Consider the following 15261-nt stretch of genomic DNA (forward strand, 5'->3'; position numbering starts at 1 on the left):
AATTCGCCTCATCCTTCTCTCGTCTCGGCCAATGCCGAGTTAGTTTTCAATTCAAACTGCTGAGTGATCAGCAGAAACTTCTTACGGGTGCCGCGGGGCGCCTAGGACGTCCGCGAAGTCAGCCAGATCGTGAAGGCGATGATGACGCCCAGTCCGGCGATCCAAACAAACAGGCCTTCGGAGACCGGGCCGAGTGCGCCCAGGTCGTTGCCGCCGGGGGAGCCGTTGGCTTCGATCTGCTTCAGGAAGGTGATGATGTCGCGCTTGCCTTCGGGGGTGACGTTCGCGTCGGAGAAGACGGGCATGTTCTGCGGGCCGGTGACCATGGCCTCGTAGATGTGCTTGCCGGAAACGTCGGCGAGGGCCGGGGCGAACTTGCCCCGGGTCAGCGCGCCGCCGGCGGCAGCAGCGTTGTGGCACATGGCGCAGTTGGTGCGGAACAGCTCGCCGCCCTTGGCGGCGTCGCCCTTCTCGTCGAGCACACCGGCCTCGGGGATCGACGGGCCGGGGCCGAGCGAAGCGACGTAGGCCGCGAGCTGGTGGGTCTGCTCCTCGTTGAACTGGGCGGGCTTCTTGTAAGCCTGCGGGCCGTTCATCTGCATGGGCATACGGCCGGTGCCAACCTGGAAGTCAACGGCGGCAGCGCCGACGCCGACAAGCGACGGTCCGGCCTGCGAGCCACTGGCACCCATGCCGTGGCAGGTGGCGCAGTTGGCGGCGAACAGTTTGCCGCCCTCCTCCGCGTCGCCTGCGCTGAAGCTCGTGGTGTCGGCCTTGGCCTGGTTGACGGTGGTGGCAACGGCGTACAGCCCACCAGTGATGAGGAGGCCCATCAGCAACAGTGCAACTGCTGCCAGTGGGTGACGTCGCTTCTGCGAGAGTGCCTTCACGTGGTGGTTCCTTTATTCGATGCTGCGTTGGCTCCGGGAGCCGCTTCTTGAAATTCTATCTCTTGTAGAAAGAGAGACAAGTGGGGCTACTTGAGGACGTAGATGACCAGGAAGAGGCCAATCCACACGACGTCGACGAAGTGCCAGTAGTACGAGGTGACGATCGCGGAGGTTGCCTCGAAGTGCCCGAACTTCTTTGCCGCGAACGAGCGTCCGATGATGAGCAGGAAGGCAATCAGGCCGCCAATAACGTGCAGGCCGTGGAACCCGGTGGTCATGTAGAACGCGGAGCCGTAGGCGTTGGAAGAGAGCGAGACGTGCTCGGAGACGAGCATGGCGTACTCGGTCGCCTGGCCGGCCACGAAGAACGCACCCATGATGAATGTGAGCGTGAACCACTCGTTCATTCCCCAGCGGGTAAAGCTCAGGGGACCGCCGAGCCGGCGCGGCTGGAGCCGTTCGGCGGCGAAGACGCCCATCTGGCAAGTAAAGGAACTGGCCACGAGGACGATCGTGTTTACGAGCGCAAAGGGGAAGTTGAGCTTGGCTGTCTCTTCGGCCCACATCTGTCCGGACGTCGAACGGAGTGTGAAGTACATGGCAAAGAGACCGGCGAAGAACATCAACTCACTGGACAGCCAGACAACGGTTCCAACGGAAACCATGTTCGGGCGATTCAGCGTCGGGTGCGCCGGGGTACTGGGGGCATGGGTCGCAGATGTCACATAGACATTATGTCTATAAAAGTCCGTCCTGCCCAACGCAAACCGCGTTTCGGGAGGACTTTTTCTACAAAGCCGCGAAATCGTGCGGAAAAGTTCCCGGCCCCCTTCGCATTGGGTATTGCGGCCCGCGGCTCGATAGCATCAGAACGTGACTTCTCAGGCATCAGCACAGGCGGCAGGCAAGACGTGGCCGCGCCTTATCGGCGCCCTCATCAACGGCAGCAACCTCACCGCCGGGGACACCGAGTGGGCCATGAATTCGATCATGTCCGGCGAAGCGACCCCGGCCCAGGTGGCCGGCTTCCTGGTTGCGCTGCGCGCCAAGGGAGAGACCGTGGAGGAGCTCTCCGGCCTGGTTGAGGCGATGATTGATTCCGCCAATCCGATCGAGATCGCGGGCGAAAAGCTGGACATCGTGGGCACCGGCGGGGACCAGTTGAACACCGTCAACATCTCCACTATGGCGGCCCTCGTCTCGGCCGGGGCCGGCGCCAAGGTGGTCAAGCACGGGGGCCGCGCAGCGTCGTCGACGTCGGGATCCGCGGATGTCCTGGAAGCCCTGGGCGTCCGGCTGGACCTGCCCATTCCGCGGGTAGCCAGGAACGCGGAAGAAGCCGGCATCACGTTCTGCTTCGCCCAGGTGTTCCACCCGTCGATGCGGCACGCCGCCGTCGCCCGCCGTGAGCTGGGCGTCCCGACGGCCTTCAATTTCCTGGGACCGATGACAAACCCGGCGCACGTCCAGGCGTCCGCCGTCGGCGTCGCGAACGAGCGGATGGCGCCGCTGGTGGCCGGGGTGCTCGCGCAGCGCGGCAGCCGCGGACTCGTCTTCCGGGGCGACGACGGCCTGGATGAGCTGACCACCACGGGGCCGTCCCGGATCTGGGAGATCCGCGGTGGGCAGGTGACGGAGGAAGTCTTCGACCCGCGCGAGCTGGGGATCCGGCAGGCGACCGTCGAGGAACTGCGCGGCGGGAACGCTGAGGCCAACGCCGCCGTCGTCCGTTCGGTGCTGGCCGGAGAACCCGGCCCCGCCCGCGACGCCACGCTGCTGAATGCCGCGGCCGGCCTGGTCTCCTTCGACCTGGACGCGACCGCCCCGCTCACCGAACGGATGGCCGCCGCGATGAAGCGGGCCGAGGAATCGGTGGAGTCCGGCGCCGCGGCTGCGGTCCTGGACCGCTGGGTCGCGCTGTCCCGCGACTGACGCGCTTCCTACTGTTCGAAGCCGAGGGCAAACGCCGCGTCGAGGTCGTGCTGTGAGTACGCACGGAACGCGATGTGCGTGGTGGTGTGCACCACCGCAGGGACCTTGGAGAGCTTGTCCGCGATAACGTCGGCGAGCTCCTCATGCTTGGCCACGCGCGCAATCGCGATCAGGTCCCATTCGCCGGTCACCGAATAGACCTCGCTGATGCCGGGAATCGCGGAGATTTTTTCTGCAGTTTCCGGAATGGCGGAAGCGTCAGTCTTGATCAGGACGAAAGCGGTGATCACGTGGGGACCTTTCGGATCTGGTGCGCCGTTGCCGGCGTCGTGAGTGGCCCGTGAGGGCTGTGCCGTGTGCTTGCAAGCCTAGTCCATTAGCCCCGCGTGCGGCGTGCCCGGAACCGCCGGGCCGCCGCTGCCAGCAGCCGGTAGCCGAGCAGGAAAACCGCCAGGCTGAGCAGCGCCACGATCACAAACGGCAGGACCACGGTCTGCCCGGTAAGCGCCCGGAGCAGCATGCCGACGGCCACCGTTCCGAGCCAGACGGCGACGCCGGCCGGCCACAATGCGAGCGGCGCGCGCCACAGGCGCAGCGCCAGCCAGGCCACGGCGGCGCCGGCCAGGAACGGCCACGCGGTCGCCAGGACCCCGGTAATGATCTCGCCGCGCTGGTGGGCGTCCCGTCCGATCGCGGCGAAGAGCAGGATCAGGAGGGCGTCGGCGGCCGCCGCGAGGACCGCTGTGCGGGTGCTCGACGGCGGATGGGGCAGCGGGGGAGTGGTGGCTGGCATGCTTCCAGCCTAGCTTCCGCAAGTCATGGAGCCGGGCAGCATTGCGGACTAGCATGGGGCGCGGAACAGACAAGCAGCGAGCCTGAGGAGATGCCCATGACAACGTTGTCCGGTCGACCCAACACCGCCTTGATGGTGATCGATGTGCAAAACGGTGTGGTGGAGGGCGCGCACCGGCGCGACGCCGTGATTGCAAACATCGCCGAGCTGGTGGACAAGGCCCGCGACGCCGCGGTGCCGATTGTCTGGGTTCAGCATTCAGACGCCCAGTTGGAACGGGGGAGTGAGGCCTGGGAGTACGTCCCGGAGCTGGCCCGGCAGGAACCGGAGCCGCTGGTGCACAAGTCCTTCGGTGACTCCTTTGAGGACACCGACCTGGAAGAGGTCCTTGCCGGCGCCGGGGTGGGGCGCCTTGTGGTGGCGGGTGCGCAGACGGACGAGTGCATCCGGTCTACGATCCACGGCGCGTTCGTGCGCGGCTATGACGTCACACTCGTGGCCGATGCCCACAGCACTGAGGACCTCTCGGCCTGGGGTGCGCCGCCGCCTGAGCTGGTGATTGCCCACACCAACCTCTACTGGGAGAACCAGGCGGCTCCCGGGCGGACCGCGGAGGTCGTCAAGACCTCAGAGGTGGCGTTCGACGGGTAGGAGCGGCGGTGCTCACGTCTCATACTGGCGGGCCGGTGCCGTTGGCCGCCCGCCCGCCACGGGGAGCCACGCTCAGGGCGACCGTCACCGTGTCGCCGTCGCCGAACCGCTCCCGCGTGCGGACGTCCTTCTTGACCGGCAGCACGTATTCACCGTTGCGCGGCAGCAGCGAGGTTTCCCATTCGGTGCCGCCGATGCGTACGGAAACCGGGATGGCGCCCCAGCCGTAGCTGGCCGCCGCGGCCTCGGCCCGGACGTAGTCACCGACACCCGCGGGCAGCGTCAACCAGTAGAACGGCGCAGGACCACGCCACTCGAACAACTCAGCACTGAAGGTCGTCACCACGTCACGCAACGCTAGCGGTGGAGCGTCTTGCAATCAAACAGGATTCCACCTGGGCAAGGGTCCCGGGCAGCGCACTGCGGTCAATCGACTGGGGTGGCCGTGTCACGATTCTGAGCCGCTTCTCAATGGACTACTGGTAACCAGCATTATTCGATTTGGAACTATTCAGCAGTGTCACGCGAGGGGAAGCGGTCCGGGTGCTTAGGATCCCGTCCTTTTTCCCGCCAGTACTCGTCCCGCTGCCATAGCGAGAATCTAGTGACCTGGACGCAGAACACGACGGCGGCGATGCCAAAGAGAATGCTCCGAGTCCAGAGCCATGGCTCCGAATCGACACCAACGAGACTTAGGACGGTGGAGATCAGCATGATGATCGTTACTGGAAGGAACCAGCGGAGGATGCGTTGAAGCCTCCGCTGCAGTTCTTCCTTTGTTGCCACCTTTGCCTCCATTAGTCGGGCTGCCTTCGGAGAGGCCCGCCCCCGTTCCAGATCGAAGATCTCAAGGGAGTGGCTAGCGATCGATTCCGATGGTGTCAGTCATTATCCGCGTCGCCTGGATTCTTGGATAGCGGGACCAGGGCTCGGCGGCTGCGGTGGCGTGCTTCTGGGTGACTTGGTAGCTGTAGCCGAGCATTTCGGCAACGAGCGGGGCGGGAACTTCCTTCACGAGCGCGCGGAGGGATGCATTGCGTGCGCCCAGCAGTTCGATTCCGACTTCCCTGAGGCGTTCCATGAGCGTGTTTGGGTGGATATGTTGCCCGGGCCGGTATCCGGGAAACAGCCATTCGCTGCCCGAGCTGCTGCCGGTGCGCATGTTGGGGCGTGCGGCCAGGTGTTCTGTGAGCAGTGACGCGAACGGCTCCGGTACTGGTGCAGGGTCGCCTTCGCCGAGTGACAGGCGCAGGCCGTCGGGCGTGAGGATCACGTCGGTGCTTTTCATCGCGGCGATCTTCACGACTGGCTGGGCGTAGAGCAGCAGGAGAGTGGCGGCGACCCGGTAGGGCAGGGTGTCGATGTTGTCGGTGAGGCAGGCTTTGAGCATGGCGAGCCGTTGGCCCTGGGTGAGCAGTGGCACGGTCTTGGCCTGCCTGAATCCGATGGTGATGTTGGTGCAGATCCGGTTCTTGACCGCCCAGACGAAGAAGGTTCTGATGGCGTGCCTGGTGGTCGGGCCGTCGGCCAGCCAGGTGTCGACGTCGGCCTGGACGCAGGTGGCGACGGTCCGTCCGTGGGTGAGTTTGAGCCAGGTGAGGAATTTGATGGTTTCGGTGATTTCCTGCTTCGCGCTGTGGACGGGGCCGCGGGTGGGTTTCCCGTCTGTGGACAGGCTCCTGATGCGTCGCAGGTGGTGCCAGCGGCCGAAGGATTCAACGGGCCGCCCAATGTCGGCGTCGTCGACGTCGTCGAGCTTGCTGGTGAGCCAGCGTTGAAAGAGTGCGAGGTAGTGGTCTCTGTCCGGGAGTAGCTTGTGGTGGGTGAGCAGGCTGCGCATATGCTCCACGCGCAGGCTGTTCGGCTCCATATCGAGCGCTTCGTGGCTGAGCGGGATCTCGTCGGTGGCAAGTCGTTGGAGCAGGTCGCGGACGCCGGTTTTGCGGAGCCAGGTGAGGATGCTTTCGGGGCGCTGGGCTCCGCAGAGCGCGCCAAGCAGTTTCGTCGCCGTGGTTTCGGATCCGGGGGCATCGTCGACGCGCAAGAGGACGGTCAGGTCGTCCCGAAGCGAGCAGCGGGCGCACGTGTTCTGGCGGTAGTGCTCGGTTTCCGTGCCGCAGCGCGAGCAGTGGTAGTTCTGGGTGATGCCTGCGCAGTCGGCACAGACTGGTTGGTCGCCGTGGGCAGCAGACCGCCCGGGAAGCATGCGCTCCGTTCGGCAGCCAGGGCAGGGCCCGTGCGTGCGCATGGCGACGGTGAAGCAGGTCCCGCAGATCCTGCCTTCAGGCCAGCTGGCGCGGTGCCTTCCGGCTGTCCGTGAGCATCTGTCGCAGGTGAAGTCTCCTTCGGTGCGGGGGCGGCCCCGGACGGCCAGCCGCGGTGTGATTTCAGCCGTCATCGCGGATCACGCGGGCGCGTTTGGGGCGGATGGTTTTGTTCAGGTCCACGACGTTGGCGTCGGAGGCGACCTTGCGGACCTTGGCGTCTGTTGCCGTGACGGTGACCAGGTCCTCGGGTCCGCAGGAGAAGATGTCGCAGATGGCGGCGACCATCATGAGCGAGACGCGTTCCGGGCGTTGCGTGACCAGCCGGTATACCTGGGAGGCCGAGAGTTCGATGCCGCGTTCTTTTAGCAGTGGGCCCAAGTCGGTGCTGTTGTGCATTCCGCGGGCTGCCATAAGTTCGGCGAGGCGCCACCGGTAGTCGATCTCTCGTTTCATGAGTTCAGTCTTCCATTCCGGCAAGTGCGTCCCGGACGGTGGAGTCCAGGGACCGGCGCAGCGTTTTGACTCGGTAGTCGCTGGAGACGGAGGTATAGAGGGCCGTGGTCGAGGCGTGCTCGTGTCCAGCCTGGTGCTGGACGAACAGGGGGTCCATGCCGGCTTCGATCAGGTGGGTGACGTAGGAGCGGCGCAGCGAGTGGATGTCCAGGCCGGGGGAGAGGCCCAGGTCTTCGCAGTAGCGGTTGAACCTGCGGTTCAGCGCCGTCTCGGAAACAAGGGTGCCGCGTTCGGACGGGAACAGGTCCAGCCCGTCGGTCATGTGCGGGTGGCCGCGTTCCAGCCAGTCAGCGATGATCTCAGCCGACCAGTCAAACACCGTCAGCACGCTGCGGCGTTTCGGAGGAGAACCCCGCATGGCCTTGCCATAGCGGACCTGCAGCACCCCGTACTTACCGAACTCCCGGGCGTGCGGGTTCCGGGCAAAATCGACAGTCTGGAGGTGCCGGACCTCGTTGCGTCGCAGGCCCCAGCAGTAGGCCACCTTGAACAGGACAGAGTCCCGGTAGGCCGGCAGCCAGCCCTTGCGCCCCAGAGTCGCGATCCGGTCCACCTCGTCATCAGCCCGGTCAAAGAAGGCCTGCAACTCCTCCCTGGTGAACGGGCGCCGGACAGGAGCTGACTCTGTCGCCTGCGCATGGACCGCGGTGTTCCAGTCAAAGCAGACCTGCGAAGGGTGCGTTCCGAAGTACTGTTCGCAGACCCGGTCCCAGCCATACTCGGGCGAGGCCGCATAGGCGCAGAACGCCCTCAGCGCTGCCTGGTAGCTCCGGATGGTGGACTGGGCGGCACGCTTCACGCTGCGAAGATCCCCGAAGAACTCGTCCACGTGGGCCGGCGTCCACTGCCACGGATACTCATTCGTGGACTCCTGGAACCGTGTCACCAGCCGTTCCCGGCCCTCGATCGTGCCAAACGCCAAGTTCCGGCTCAACTGCTGGTTGCGCCAGCCGGTGAGCATCTGGGTGAACACGTGGTCCTCCGGGTGAAGGAAACGCACAGCGCCGAAGTCGAGCACCCGTCCCGCTGAATCGACCGCCACGAACCCTCCTGAGACATTGCATTGGATGCAAGAATCATGCAATTAATGCAGAACGCGCGCAAATCCGCGGATCCGAGGGCCATTCCAGTCCGATGCACTCCGGCTTTTGAGGGCCTGCGCGATGGACTTATGAATAGCCCTGCCGACCCTTCGCCCAGCGTTTCCGCAGGTCACCGCCGCTTTCCCGCTTCAAGTGACGGGGTACCGGGTGGCAACGGGCAGAGGAGGGGTGATCGTGCATCAGATGCAATAATCACTGTTCTACTTGACATAATGTTGATTATCGGCGTTACGCAAGCAGTCCCGGTAGGGCCGGAAACGTCGCCCTGAAAATGCTTGCGCAGTTTCTCGCCGCCAAACATTCCTGTTTCGTAATTCGCATGGTCGTTGAAGAACTTTGCCCAGGCCCTCAGATCCTCGTTGAGCTGTGCCGGAAGCTCTCGCTCCCAGTCAGGGACATCCTTGGGATCCCAAAAGATTGTGGACAGTGGCCACGAATACCCGTAGTCGACGTCGAGGAGAATCTCAGGCCTCGGGTCGTCGTCGCTGTGACTCACACCGGCAAGTTCTTGATCTGCGCTGTGATGGCGGACCGGTAGGGATCGTGTGCGGGGCTCAGCGCGGTGGCCGGGTCGGACCAGTTGGTTCCTGGGTACAGCCACACCGGTTTGGTCCGCAATTCGGGTTCTTCCCATTGGTACCGCGGCCAGATATGCGTGTGAAGGAATGCGTCCTTGTTGCCGAGAATTTCGATATTGACCCGGAGGAATGCGGGATCCAATTCCGCGCAGGCAATTTCGACGGCTTCGGCCAGAATGTCGACGCTGCTCAAGTATGCCGCCCGTTCGGCGCGCGGCAGATCGGTCAGCCGGTCCACGCCGGGCTTGTCTGTGATCAGCACCGAGTAGCCGGGAAGCCACTGGACGTCGCCGATGACCGCAAAGCCGCCATTGAGCGGGGCCATCACGGTGGGGTTCTCCCCCGCAATCGCCGAACCCACCCGGTCGGTCTTCCATGACTCCATTGTCGATCTTTCGTCAGAATGAATTTCGGCGCCTGCGCAGACACGCGAACATTTCATATTGCCTAATTCATTACTTCACATTGTTTTTAGACGTTACATTACCCATAATTGGTGCTTTTCTTCGCCGCCGGATCATGACGGTCAGGCAGATTGGTAAATGCTGCCCCGGCTGCAGCGAGCTGCATGCACCGTCACGCCGACACTTACCACCACGCTTAGGAGCAGCGCCAGGAAGCCGGCCGCGGCGGCGACGTAATAGCTCGCCGGATCCGGAACTGAATCCACCACCGGTTCCATGTAGAACCACACCGTGGCGCCAGCGCTGATACCCAGTACTGCGATCAGAAAAGTGAGGCTCCACGCGGCGATCGCGAGAACGAGCATCGCCCGTCCTCCCCCGGGCCCGCCGGCAGGAAAAGTGTTCGGCCCACGGCCCTCACTCCCCCACATAAGCCGCCAGATGTTCCCCGGTCAGCGTGGACCGGGCGGCGACGAGCTCCCCAGGCGTGCCCTCGAAAACGATCCGGCCGCCGTCGTGCCCGGCGCCGGGGCCGAGGTCGATGACCCAGTCGGCCCGCGCCATGACCGCCTGGTGGTGCTCGATGACGATCACCGACTTCCCGGCGTCGACCAGCCGGTCCAGCAGCCCGAGCAGGTTCGCGACGTCGGCCAGGTGCAGGCCCGTGGTCGGTTCGTCGAGGACGTAGACGTCCCCCTTCTCGGCCATCTGGGTGGCCAGCTTGAGCCGCTGCCGTTCACCGCCGGAGAGGGTGGTCAGCGGCTGCCCCAGGCTGAGGTAGCCCAGACCGACGTCCACCAGCCGGTCGAGGATCTTGTGCGCGGCCGGTGTGCGGGCTTCGCCGTCGCCGAAGAACTGCTCGGCCTCGGTCATCGACATCGCCAGGACTTCAGCGATGTTGCGGCCGGCCAGTTTGTACTCCAACACCGACGCCAGGAACCTGCGGCCCTCGCAGTCCTCGCAGGTGGATTCGACGGTGGCCATCACGCCCAGCTCGGTGAAGATGACGCCGGCGCCGTTGCAGGTGGGGCAGGCCCCTTCGGAGTTGGAGCTGAACAGCGCCGGCTTCACGCCGTTGGCCTTCGCGAACGCCTTGCGGATCGGCTCAAGCAGGCCCGTGTAAGTGGCCGGGTTGCTGCGCCGTGAACCCTTGATGGCGCCCTGGTCGATCAGCACCACACCGTCCCGGCCGGCCACCGAGCCCTGGATCAGCGAGCTCTTCCCGGATCCGGCCACGCCCGTCAGCACACACAGCACGCCCAGCGGGATATCGACGTCGACGTCCCGGAGGTTGTTGGTCGTCGCACCGCGCACCTCAAGGGCGCCCGACGGCGTGCGCACCGTCTCCTTGACCGCCGCCCGGTCGTCCAGGTGGTGGCCGGTGATGGTGTCGCTGGACCGCAGGCCCGCCACGCTTCCCTCGAAGCAGACACTGCCGCCCGCGCTGCCCGCGCCGGGACCCAGGTCAACAACGTGGTCGGCGATGACAATGGTCTCCGGCTTGTGCTCGACGACGAGCACCGTGTTGCCCTTGTCCCGGAGTTGCAGCAGCAGCTGGTTCATCCGCTCGATGTCGTGGGGGTGCAGGCCAATCGTCGGCTCGTCAAAGACGTAGGTGATGTCGGTCAGGGATGAGCCCAGGTGCCGGATCATCTTGGTTCGCTGCGCCTCTCCCCCGGACAGAGTCCCCGCCGGCCGGTCCAGCGAGAGGTAACCCAGTCCGATTTCGGCGAACGAATCGAGCAGGTGCCGCAGCCCCTTGAGGAGCGGCTCGACCGAGGGCTCGTTGAGCCCGCGGATCCACGCGGCCAGGTCGCTGATCTGCATCTGGCACAGTTCGGCGATGTTCTTTCCCTGGATCTTCGAGGACCGCGCCTCCTTGCTGAGCCGGGTGCCCTCGCACTCGGGGCAGGGCTGGAAGGTGATGGCCCGGTCCACGAAGGCCCGGATGTGGGGCTGCATCGCCTCCACGTCCTTGGAAAGCATCGATTTCTGGATCTTCGGAATCAGGCCCTCATAGGTGAGGTTGATGCCCTCTACCTTGATCTTGGTCGGCTCCTTGTAGAGCAGGTCGTGCATTTCTTTCTTGGTGTACTTCGCGATCGGTTTGTCCATGTCGAACCCGGCGCCGCTGAAGATGCGCCCGTACCAGCCGTCCATGCTGTAGCCCGGGACGGTCAGGGCACCTCCGGCCAGCGACTTGCTCTCGTCATAGAGCGCGGTGAGGTCGAAGTCGGAGACCGATCCCATTCCCTCGCACCGCGGGCACATTCCGCCCAGGTAGACGGCGTTCTGGACTACGCTCTTCTCCACCCTGCCGCCGGCCTTCTCGGTGCTCATCACGCCGCTGGCCTTCCGGGTGGGGACGTTGAAGGAGAAGGCCGTGGGCGGACCCACCTGCGGCGTGCCGAGCCGGCTGAAGAGGATGCGCAGCATGGCGTTGGCGTCGGTGGCGGTGCCGACGGTGGAGCGTGGGTTCGCGCCCATCCGCTCCTGGTCGACGATGATCGCCGTCGTGAGCCCCTCCAGGAGGTCGACGTCGGGACGCGCCAGATTGGGCATAAAGCCCTGCACAAAGGCGCTGTAGGTTTCGTTGATCATCCGCTGCGACTCGGCCGCGATCGTGGCGAACACCAGCGAGCTCTTGCCCGAGCCGGAGACGCCGGTGAACACCGTCAGCCGGCGCTTTGGAATCTCGATGCTGACGTCCTTGAGGTTGTTTTCCCGCGCGCCCTGCACCCGGATCAGATCGTGGGTGTCGGCAACGTGCAGCACAGCCGGCTGCGGGTCCGTGCCGGTGCTCGTGGCCGTGCTCATCATGTCTCCCTCTGTCAGGCGGGCCTTTGCCGCCGTGGCGGCGGCGTCGGCTGGCTCAATGGGAACAGCTTAGAACAGTCGGTGGGCTAATCCTCCGGCAGTTCCGCCGGGCGCGGGGGACGCCGTCGAAAATCCATTGTCATATCCGGCAGGCTCACTGAGAATGAACCATGACGGTCTACCTGAGGTCCCTGGAAACTGCAGTCCCGCCCACCGTACTGATCCAGTCCGAGGCCCGCGACGTCTTCGCCGCCCAGCCGGGGCTCAGCCGCCTCGGCTCCCGACTGGTCAGCACCTGCTTTGACTCCGCCGCCATCGACACCCGCTACACCGCCGTCGGGGAACTGACCACCGGCAGCCGGGCGGAGGATCCGCAGTTCTTCGACCCCGCCACGGGCCGGCTGCTGAGTCCCAGCACCAAGATCCGGAACGACATCTTCGCCCGCGAGGCGACCAAGCTCTTCATCGAGGCCGCGGAAAAGGCGGTGGACGCCTGGAAGGGCCTCGACCGCGGTGAGATCACGCACCTTGTGACGGTCTCCTGCACCGGTTTCTTCAATCCCGGACCGGACTACAAGATTGTCCGGGCGCTCGGACTGAACCCCGCGGTGCAGCGCTACCACCTCGGGTTCATGGGCTGCTACGCCGCCTTCCCGGCGCTGCGTGCCGCGAAATCCTTCTGCGACGCGGACCCCGACGCCGTGGTGCTGGTGGTCTGCGCGGAACTGTGTTCCCTCCACGTCCGGACGTCCAACGACCCGGATACCATCATGGGATCCGCCCTCTTCGCCGACGGCGCGGCGGCCGCCGTCATCAGCGCCCGCGAGTTGCCGGACCAGCCCGCCCTGATGACCCTGGACCACTTCGAAACGGTCCTGACGCCGGTGGGCGAGGAAGCCATGGCGTGGAACATCGGCGACGAAGGCTTTGAGATGGTCCTGGGCACCTACGTCCCGCACATCATCGACGACCACATCATCGGCGCCCTGGAACCGCTGTTGTCCCGGGATGCGTCCCTGATCGGACTCCCGTACCGCGACATTCGGCACTGGGCCATCCACCCCGGCGGCCGCAGCATCCTGGACAAGGTGCAGTCCCGGCTGGAGCTCAGCGACGAACAGCTGGTGCCGGCACGGGAAACCCTCCGGAATTACGGGAACATGAGCAGTGCCACGGTCCTCTTCGTGATCCGGCACATCCTGGACCTTCCCGCGGCCGACGGCGACTTCAGCGGCAGAGCTGCCGGAACGGGCGACGACGGCGGTGAACGCATCTGCTCGATGGCGTTCGGACCGGGACTGACGGTGGAAACGGCACTCTTCACCAAGATCACGACCCCGCGGGTTCCAGAACCCGACGTCGGCCCGGAGCGGCCCGGTGTTCCGCGGGCGGAACAGGCCCTCGCCTGAGTCCCGGAGCCATGGGCCGGCTGCGAACGCGTGCCCTGGACGCTGTTGAGGAGATGGACCGGCCCGACTGTGATCCTGAGCGGCTGGACCGGACCTACGCCCAGTTCGCCATGGTCAACAGGGCCGTGTCCGGCTGGCGGGGCATCTATAGCCGGGAGCTCCGGCCGTTGCTCTCCAGGGAGACGGAAACCACTCTGCTGGACGTCGGCTGCGGCGGCGGCGACGTCCCGATAATGCTCTCGAAGTGGGCGGCCCGGGACGGGCTGCGGCTTCAGATCACGGCGATCGACCCGGACGAGCGCGCCGCCGCCTTCGCCGCGCGCCGGCGGAGCCGCCCCGGCGTGACATTCCGGCGCCGGAGCATGGCGGAGCTGCTCGGCGAAGGTGCGCGCTTCGACGTCGTTGTGTCCAACCACGTGCTGCACCACCTGGACTCCGCGGAACTGGGCGGCTTCCTCGCCGAATCGGCCGAGCTCAGCGCCGGAACGGTGATCCACAACGACCTCCGCCGCAGCACGGCCGCCTACGCGCTGTTCTGGGCCGCCGCCCTGCCCTTCCGCGGGTCCTACATAAGACAGGACGGCCTGACCTCGATCCGGCGCAGCTACACGGCCTCCGAACTGCGCGCCGTCGCTCCCCCGGGCTGGACCGTCCAGCCCCGCTCCCCCTTCCGCAATCTGCTCATCCTGGCTAAGGCCCGGTCGCCACAGCGGAGCCCCGTGTGAGCGACGTCGTCATCATCGGAGGGGGCCCGGTGGGCCTCTTTATGGCGGCCCTGCTGCTGCAGCGGGGCGTCGCGGTGACGGTGCTCGAACAGCGGACCGCTCGGGAACCGCACTCCCGGGCCATCGGCATCCACCCGCCGGCACTGGAGGCGCTCGGCCGGATCGGGGTGGACCAAGAGCTCGTCCGCCGGGGCGTTCCGATCCGGCGCGGCCTGGCCCTCAGCCGCGGCACCATCCTGGCCCAAATGTCCTTCGCGGGCGTGTCCGAGCGGTACCCGTTTGTGCTGTCGCTGCCGCAGAATTCCACCGAGGCCTTGCTCGAGGAACGGGTGTGCGGGCTCAATCCGGATGCCCTGCGCCGCGGCGTCCGTGTGACCGGACTGCACGACGACGGCGGCCGCGTCACGGTTGACGCCTGCGTTGACGGCATCCAGGAACGGATCACCGCGCCCCTCGTGATCGCCGCCGACGGGGTCCGGTCAGCTGCCCGGGCAAATCTTGGGGTGCCGGTGAGGTGCCGGGATTACGCGGACCGCTACCTGATGGGCGACGTCGCTGACAGTACCGCGTTTGGTCCCGACGCCGCGCTGTTCCTGGCCGGGGACGGGATTGTCGAGTCGTTTCCGCTGCCGGGCCAGCGGCGGCGCTGGGTGGTCCGGCTGGGCGCGTACGACGGCGTGTACGACGGCGCATATCGAGCCGCCGGTCCCGACGCCGGCTGGCTTGCCCGGGAAGTCTGGCGGCGGACCGGCATCGACGTCGACGTCGGCAGCCAGAGCATGCTCAGCGGCTTCGGCGTGCGTGCCCGGCTTGCCCGGCGCATGGTGTGCGGCCGGGTCATCCTGATCGGCGATGCGGCACACGAAATCAGCCCGATCGGGGGCCAGGGCATGAGCCTGGGCTGGCTCGACGCCCTGGCCCTGACGCCCCTCGTGCCGGGGCTCCTGGCCGGCCGCCGCAGCGGGCTGGCGGCCTTCGAACGGAACCGGATGCGCCAGGCGGCGCGCGCTGCCCGGCAGTCGGAGATCAACATGGCACTGGGCCGGCCGCTGCACGGCGGCCTGCTTTCCGCCCGCAACGGCGCCATTGCCGCCGTGGCCGCGGTCCCCGCCGCGAACCGGCTCGTGGCCCGCCGCTTCACCATGCAGTAGCCGCCGCGGCACGGCCTAGACTGACCGC

Annotated in this window: 18 protein-coding genes; 5 read left to right on the forward strand and 13 right to left on the reverse strand. The window is 66.0% G+C overall.

The window, feature by feature from the left end; translation table 11 throughout:
* Window positions 1-101 precede the first annotated feature (101 nt).
* Together qcrC and ctaE are read right to left on the reverse strand one after the other, a co-directional pair.
* Window positions 102-890, reverse strand: a complete 789-nt coding sequence (gene qcrC, locus ABLI39_RS14995; protein WP_349414255.1) for a cytochrome bc1 complex diheme cytochrome c subunit — start codon at window positions 888-890, stop codon at window positions 102-104.
* Window positions 891-976: 86 nt separating this feature from the next.
* Window positions 977-1651 (reverse strand): aa3-type cytochrome oxidase subunit III, encoded by a 675-nt coding sequence (gene ctaE, locus ABLI39_RS15000; RefSeq protein WP_217500973.1) that lies wholly within the window; start codon window positions 1649-1651, stop codon window positions 977-979.
* A gap of 112 nt (window positions 1652-1763) precedes the next feature.
* On the opposite strand from ctaE, the gene trpD reads away from it, so the two are divergent.
* Complete coding sequence (gene trpD / locus ABLI39_RS15005; RefSeq protein WP_349414256.1) at window positions 1764-2822, forward strand: anthranilate phosphoribosyltransferase; 1059 nt, start codon at window positions 1764-1766, stop codon at window positions 2820-2822.
* Between the two features lie 8 nt (window positions 2823-2830).
* Here trpD and ABLI39_RS15010 read toward each other — a convergent pair whose 3' ends face one another.
* Window positions 2831-3112 carry an Lrp/AsnC family transcriptional regulator gene (locus ABLI39_RS15010; RefSeq protein WP_146337532.1) on the reverse strand — a complete coding sequence of 94 codons (282 nt, stop codon included), beginning with the start codon at window positions 3110-3112 and terminating at the stop codon, window positions 2831-2833.
* Window positions 3113-3198: 86 nt separating this feature from the next.
* The gene (locus ABLI39_RS15015; protein ID WP_349414257.1) at window positions 3199-3615 is read right to left on the reverse strand and encodes a DUF3054 domain-containing protein; all 417 of its coding nucleotides are present in this window, start codon (window positions 3613-3615) and stop codon (window positions 3199-3201) included.
* 96 nt (window positions 3616-3711) lie between these two features.
* Here ABLI39_RS15015 and ABLI39_RS15020 point away from each other — a divergent pair, with 96 nt between their 5' ends.
* The gene (locus tag ABLI39_RS15020) at window positions 3712-4266 is read left to right on the forward strand and encodes a cysteine hydrolase family protein (RefSeq protein WP_349414258.1); all 555 of its coding nucleotides are present in this window, start codon (window positions 3712-3714) and stop codon (window positions 4264-4266) included.
* A gap of 19 nt (window positions 4267-4285) precedes the next feature.
* On the opposite strand, the gene ABLI39_RS15025 is transcribed toward ABLI39_RS15020, so the two are convergent.
* From ABLI39_RS15025 to ABLI39_RS15065, 9 genes are all read right to left on the reverse strand, one after another.
* A complete protein-coding gene (locus tag ABLI39_RS15025; protein ID WP_349414259.1) occupies window positions 4286-4609 on the reverse strand; it encodes a DUF1905 domain-containing protein in 324 nt (107 codons plus the stop codon).
* Between the two features lie 164 nt (window positions 4610-4773).
* On the reverse strand, window positions 4774-5052 hold the full coding sequence (locus ABLI39_RS15030; protein WP_349414260.1) for a hypothetical protein: 279 nt from the start codon (window positions 5050-5052) through the stop codon (window positions 4774-4776).
* Window positions 5053-5125: 73 nt separating this feature from the next.
* Window positions 5126-6472, reverse strand: coding sequence for a site-specific integrase (locus tag ABLI39_RS15035; protein ID WP_349414261.1), 1347 nt, complete (start codon window positions 6470-6472; stop codon window positions 5126-5128).
* A gap of 181 nt (window positions 6473-6653) precedes the next feature.
* Window positions 6654-6986, reverse strand: a complete 333-nt coding sequence (locus ABLI39_RS15040; RefSeq protein ID WP_349414262.1) for a helix-turn-helix domain-containing protein — start codon at window positions 6984-6986, stop codon at window positions 6654-6656.
* A gap of 4 nt (window positions 6987-6990) precedes the next feature.
* Window positions 6991-8088, reverse strand: a complete 1098-nt coding sequence (locus tag ABLI39_RS15045; RefSeq protein WP_349414263.1) for a tyrosine-type recombinase/integrase — start codon at window positions 8086-8088, stop codon at window positions 6991-6993.
* 170 nt (window positions 8089-8258) lie between these two features.
* A complete protein-coding gene (locus tag ABLI39_RS15050; protein ID WP_349414264.1) occupies window positions 8259-8645 on the reverse strand; it encodes a hypothetical protein in 387 nt (128 codons plus the stop codon).
* The gene (locus ABLI39_RS15055) at window positions 8642-9052 is read right to left on the reverse strand and encodes an HIT family protein (RefSeq protein WP_349414301.1); all 411 of its coding nucleotides are present in this window, start codon (window positions 9050-9052) and stop codon (window positions 8642-8644) included. Before ABLI39_RS15055 ends, ABLI39_RS15050 begins: the two co-directional genes overlap by 4 nt.
* 201 nt (window positions 9053-9253) lie before the next feature.
* On the reverse strand, window positions 9254-9496 hold the full coding sequence (locus tag ABLI39_RS15060; protein ID WP_349414265.1) for a hypothetical protein: 243 nt from the start codon (window positions 9494-9496) through the stop codon (window positions 9254-9256).
* 52 nt (window positions 9497-9548) lie between these two features.
* The gene (locus ABLI39_RS15065) at window positions 9549-11948 is read right to left on the reverse strand and encodes an ATP-binding cassette domain-containing protein (RefSeq protein ID WP_349414266.1); all 2400 of its coding nucleotides are present in this window, start codon (window positions 11946-11948) and stop codon (window positions 9549-9551) included.
* Window positions 11949-12118: 170 nt separating this feature from the next.
* Between ABLI39_RS15065 and ABLI39_RS15070 the strand changes: the two genes are divergently transcribed.
* Genes ABLI39_RS15070 through ABLI39_RS15080 form a run of 3 tightly spaced genes read left to right on the forward strand, consistent with a single transcriptional unit; the run spans window position 12119 to window position 15233 of the window.
* Window positions 12119-13357, forward strand: a complete 1239-nt coding sequence (locus ABLI39_RS15070) for a type III polyketide synthase (protein ID WP_349414267.1) — start codon at window positions 12119-12121, stop codon at window positions 13355-13357.
* 11 nt (window positions 13358-13368) lie between these two features.
* Window positions 13369-14082 carry a class I SAM-dependent methyltransferase gene (locus ABLI39_RS15075; protein ID WP_349414268.1) on the forward strand — a complete coding sequence of 238 codons (714 nt, stop codon included), beginning with the start codon at window positions 13369-13371 and terminating at the stop codon, window positions 14080-14082.
* Complete coding sequence (locus tag ABLI39_RS15080) at window positions 14079-15233, forward strand: FAD-dependent oxidoreductase (RefSeq protein WP_349414269.1); 1155 nt, start codon at window positions 14079-14081, stop codon at window positions 15231-15233. Before ABLI39_RS15075 ends, ABLI39_RS15080 begins: the two co-directional genes overlap by 4 nt.
* Window positions 15234-15261: the final 28 nt, after the last annotated feature.

This window comes from Pseudarthrobacter sp. B907, from assembly GCF_040137805.1.
In the GTDB taxonomy this organism is placed as follows: domain Bacteria; phylum Actinomycetota; class Actinomycetes; order Actinomycetales; family Micrococcaceae; genus Arthrobacter.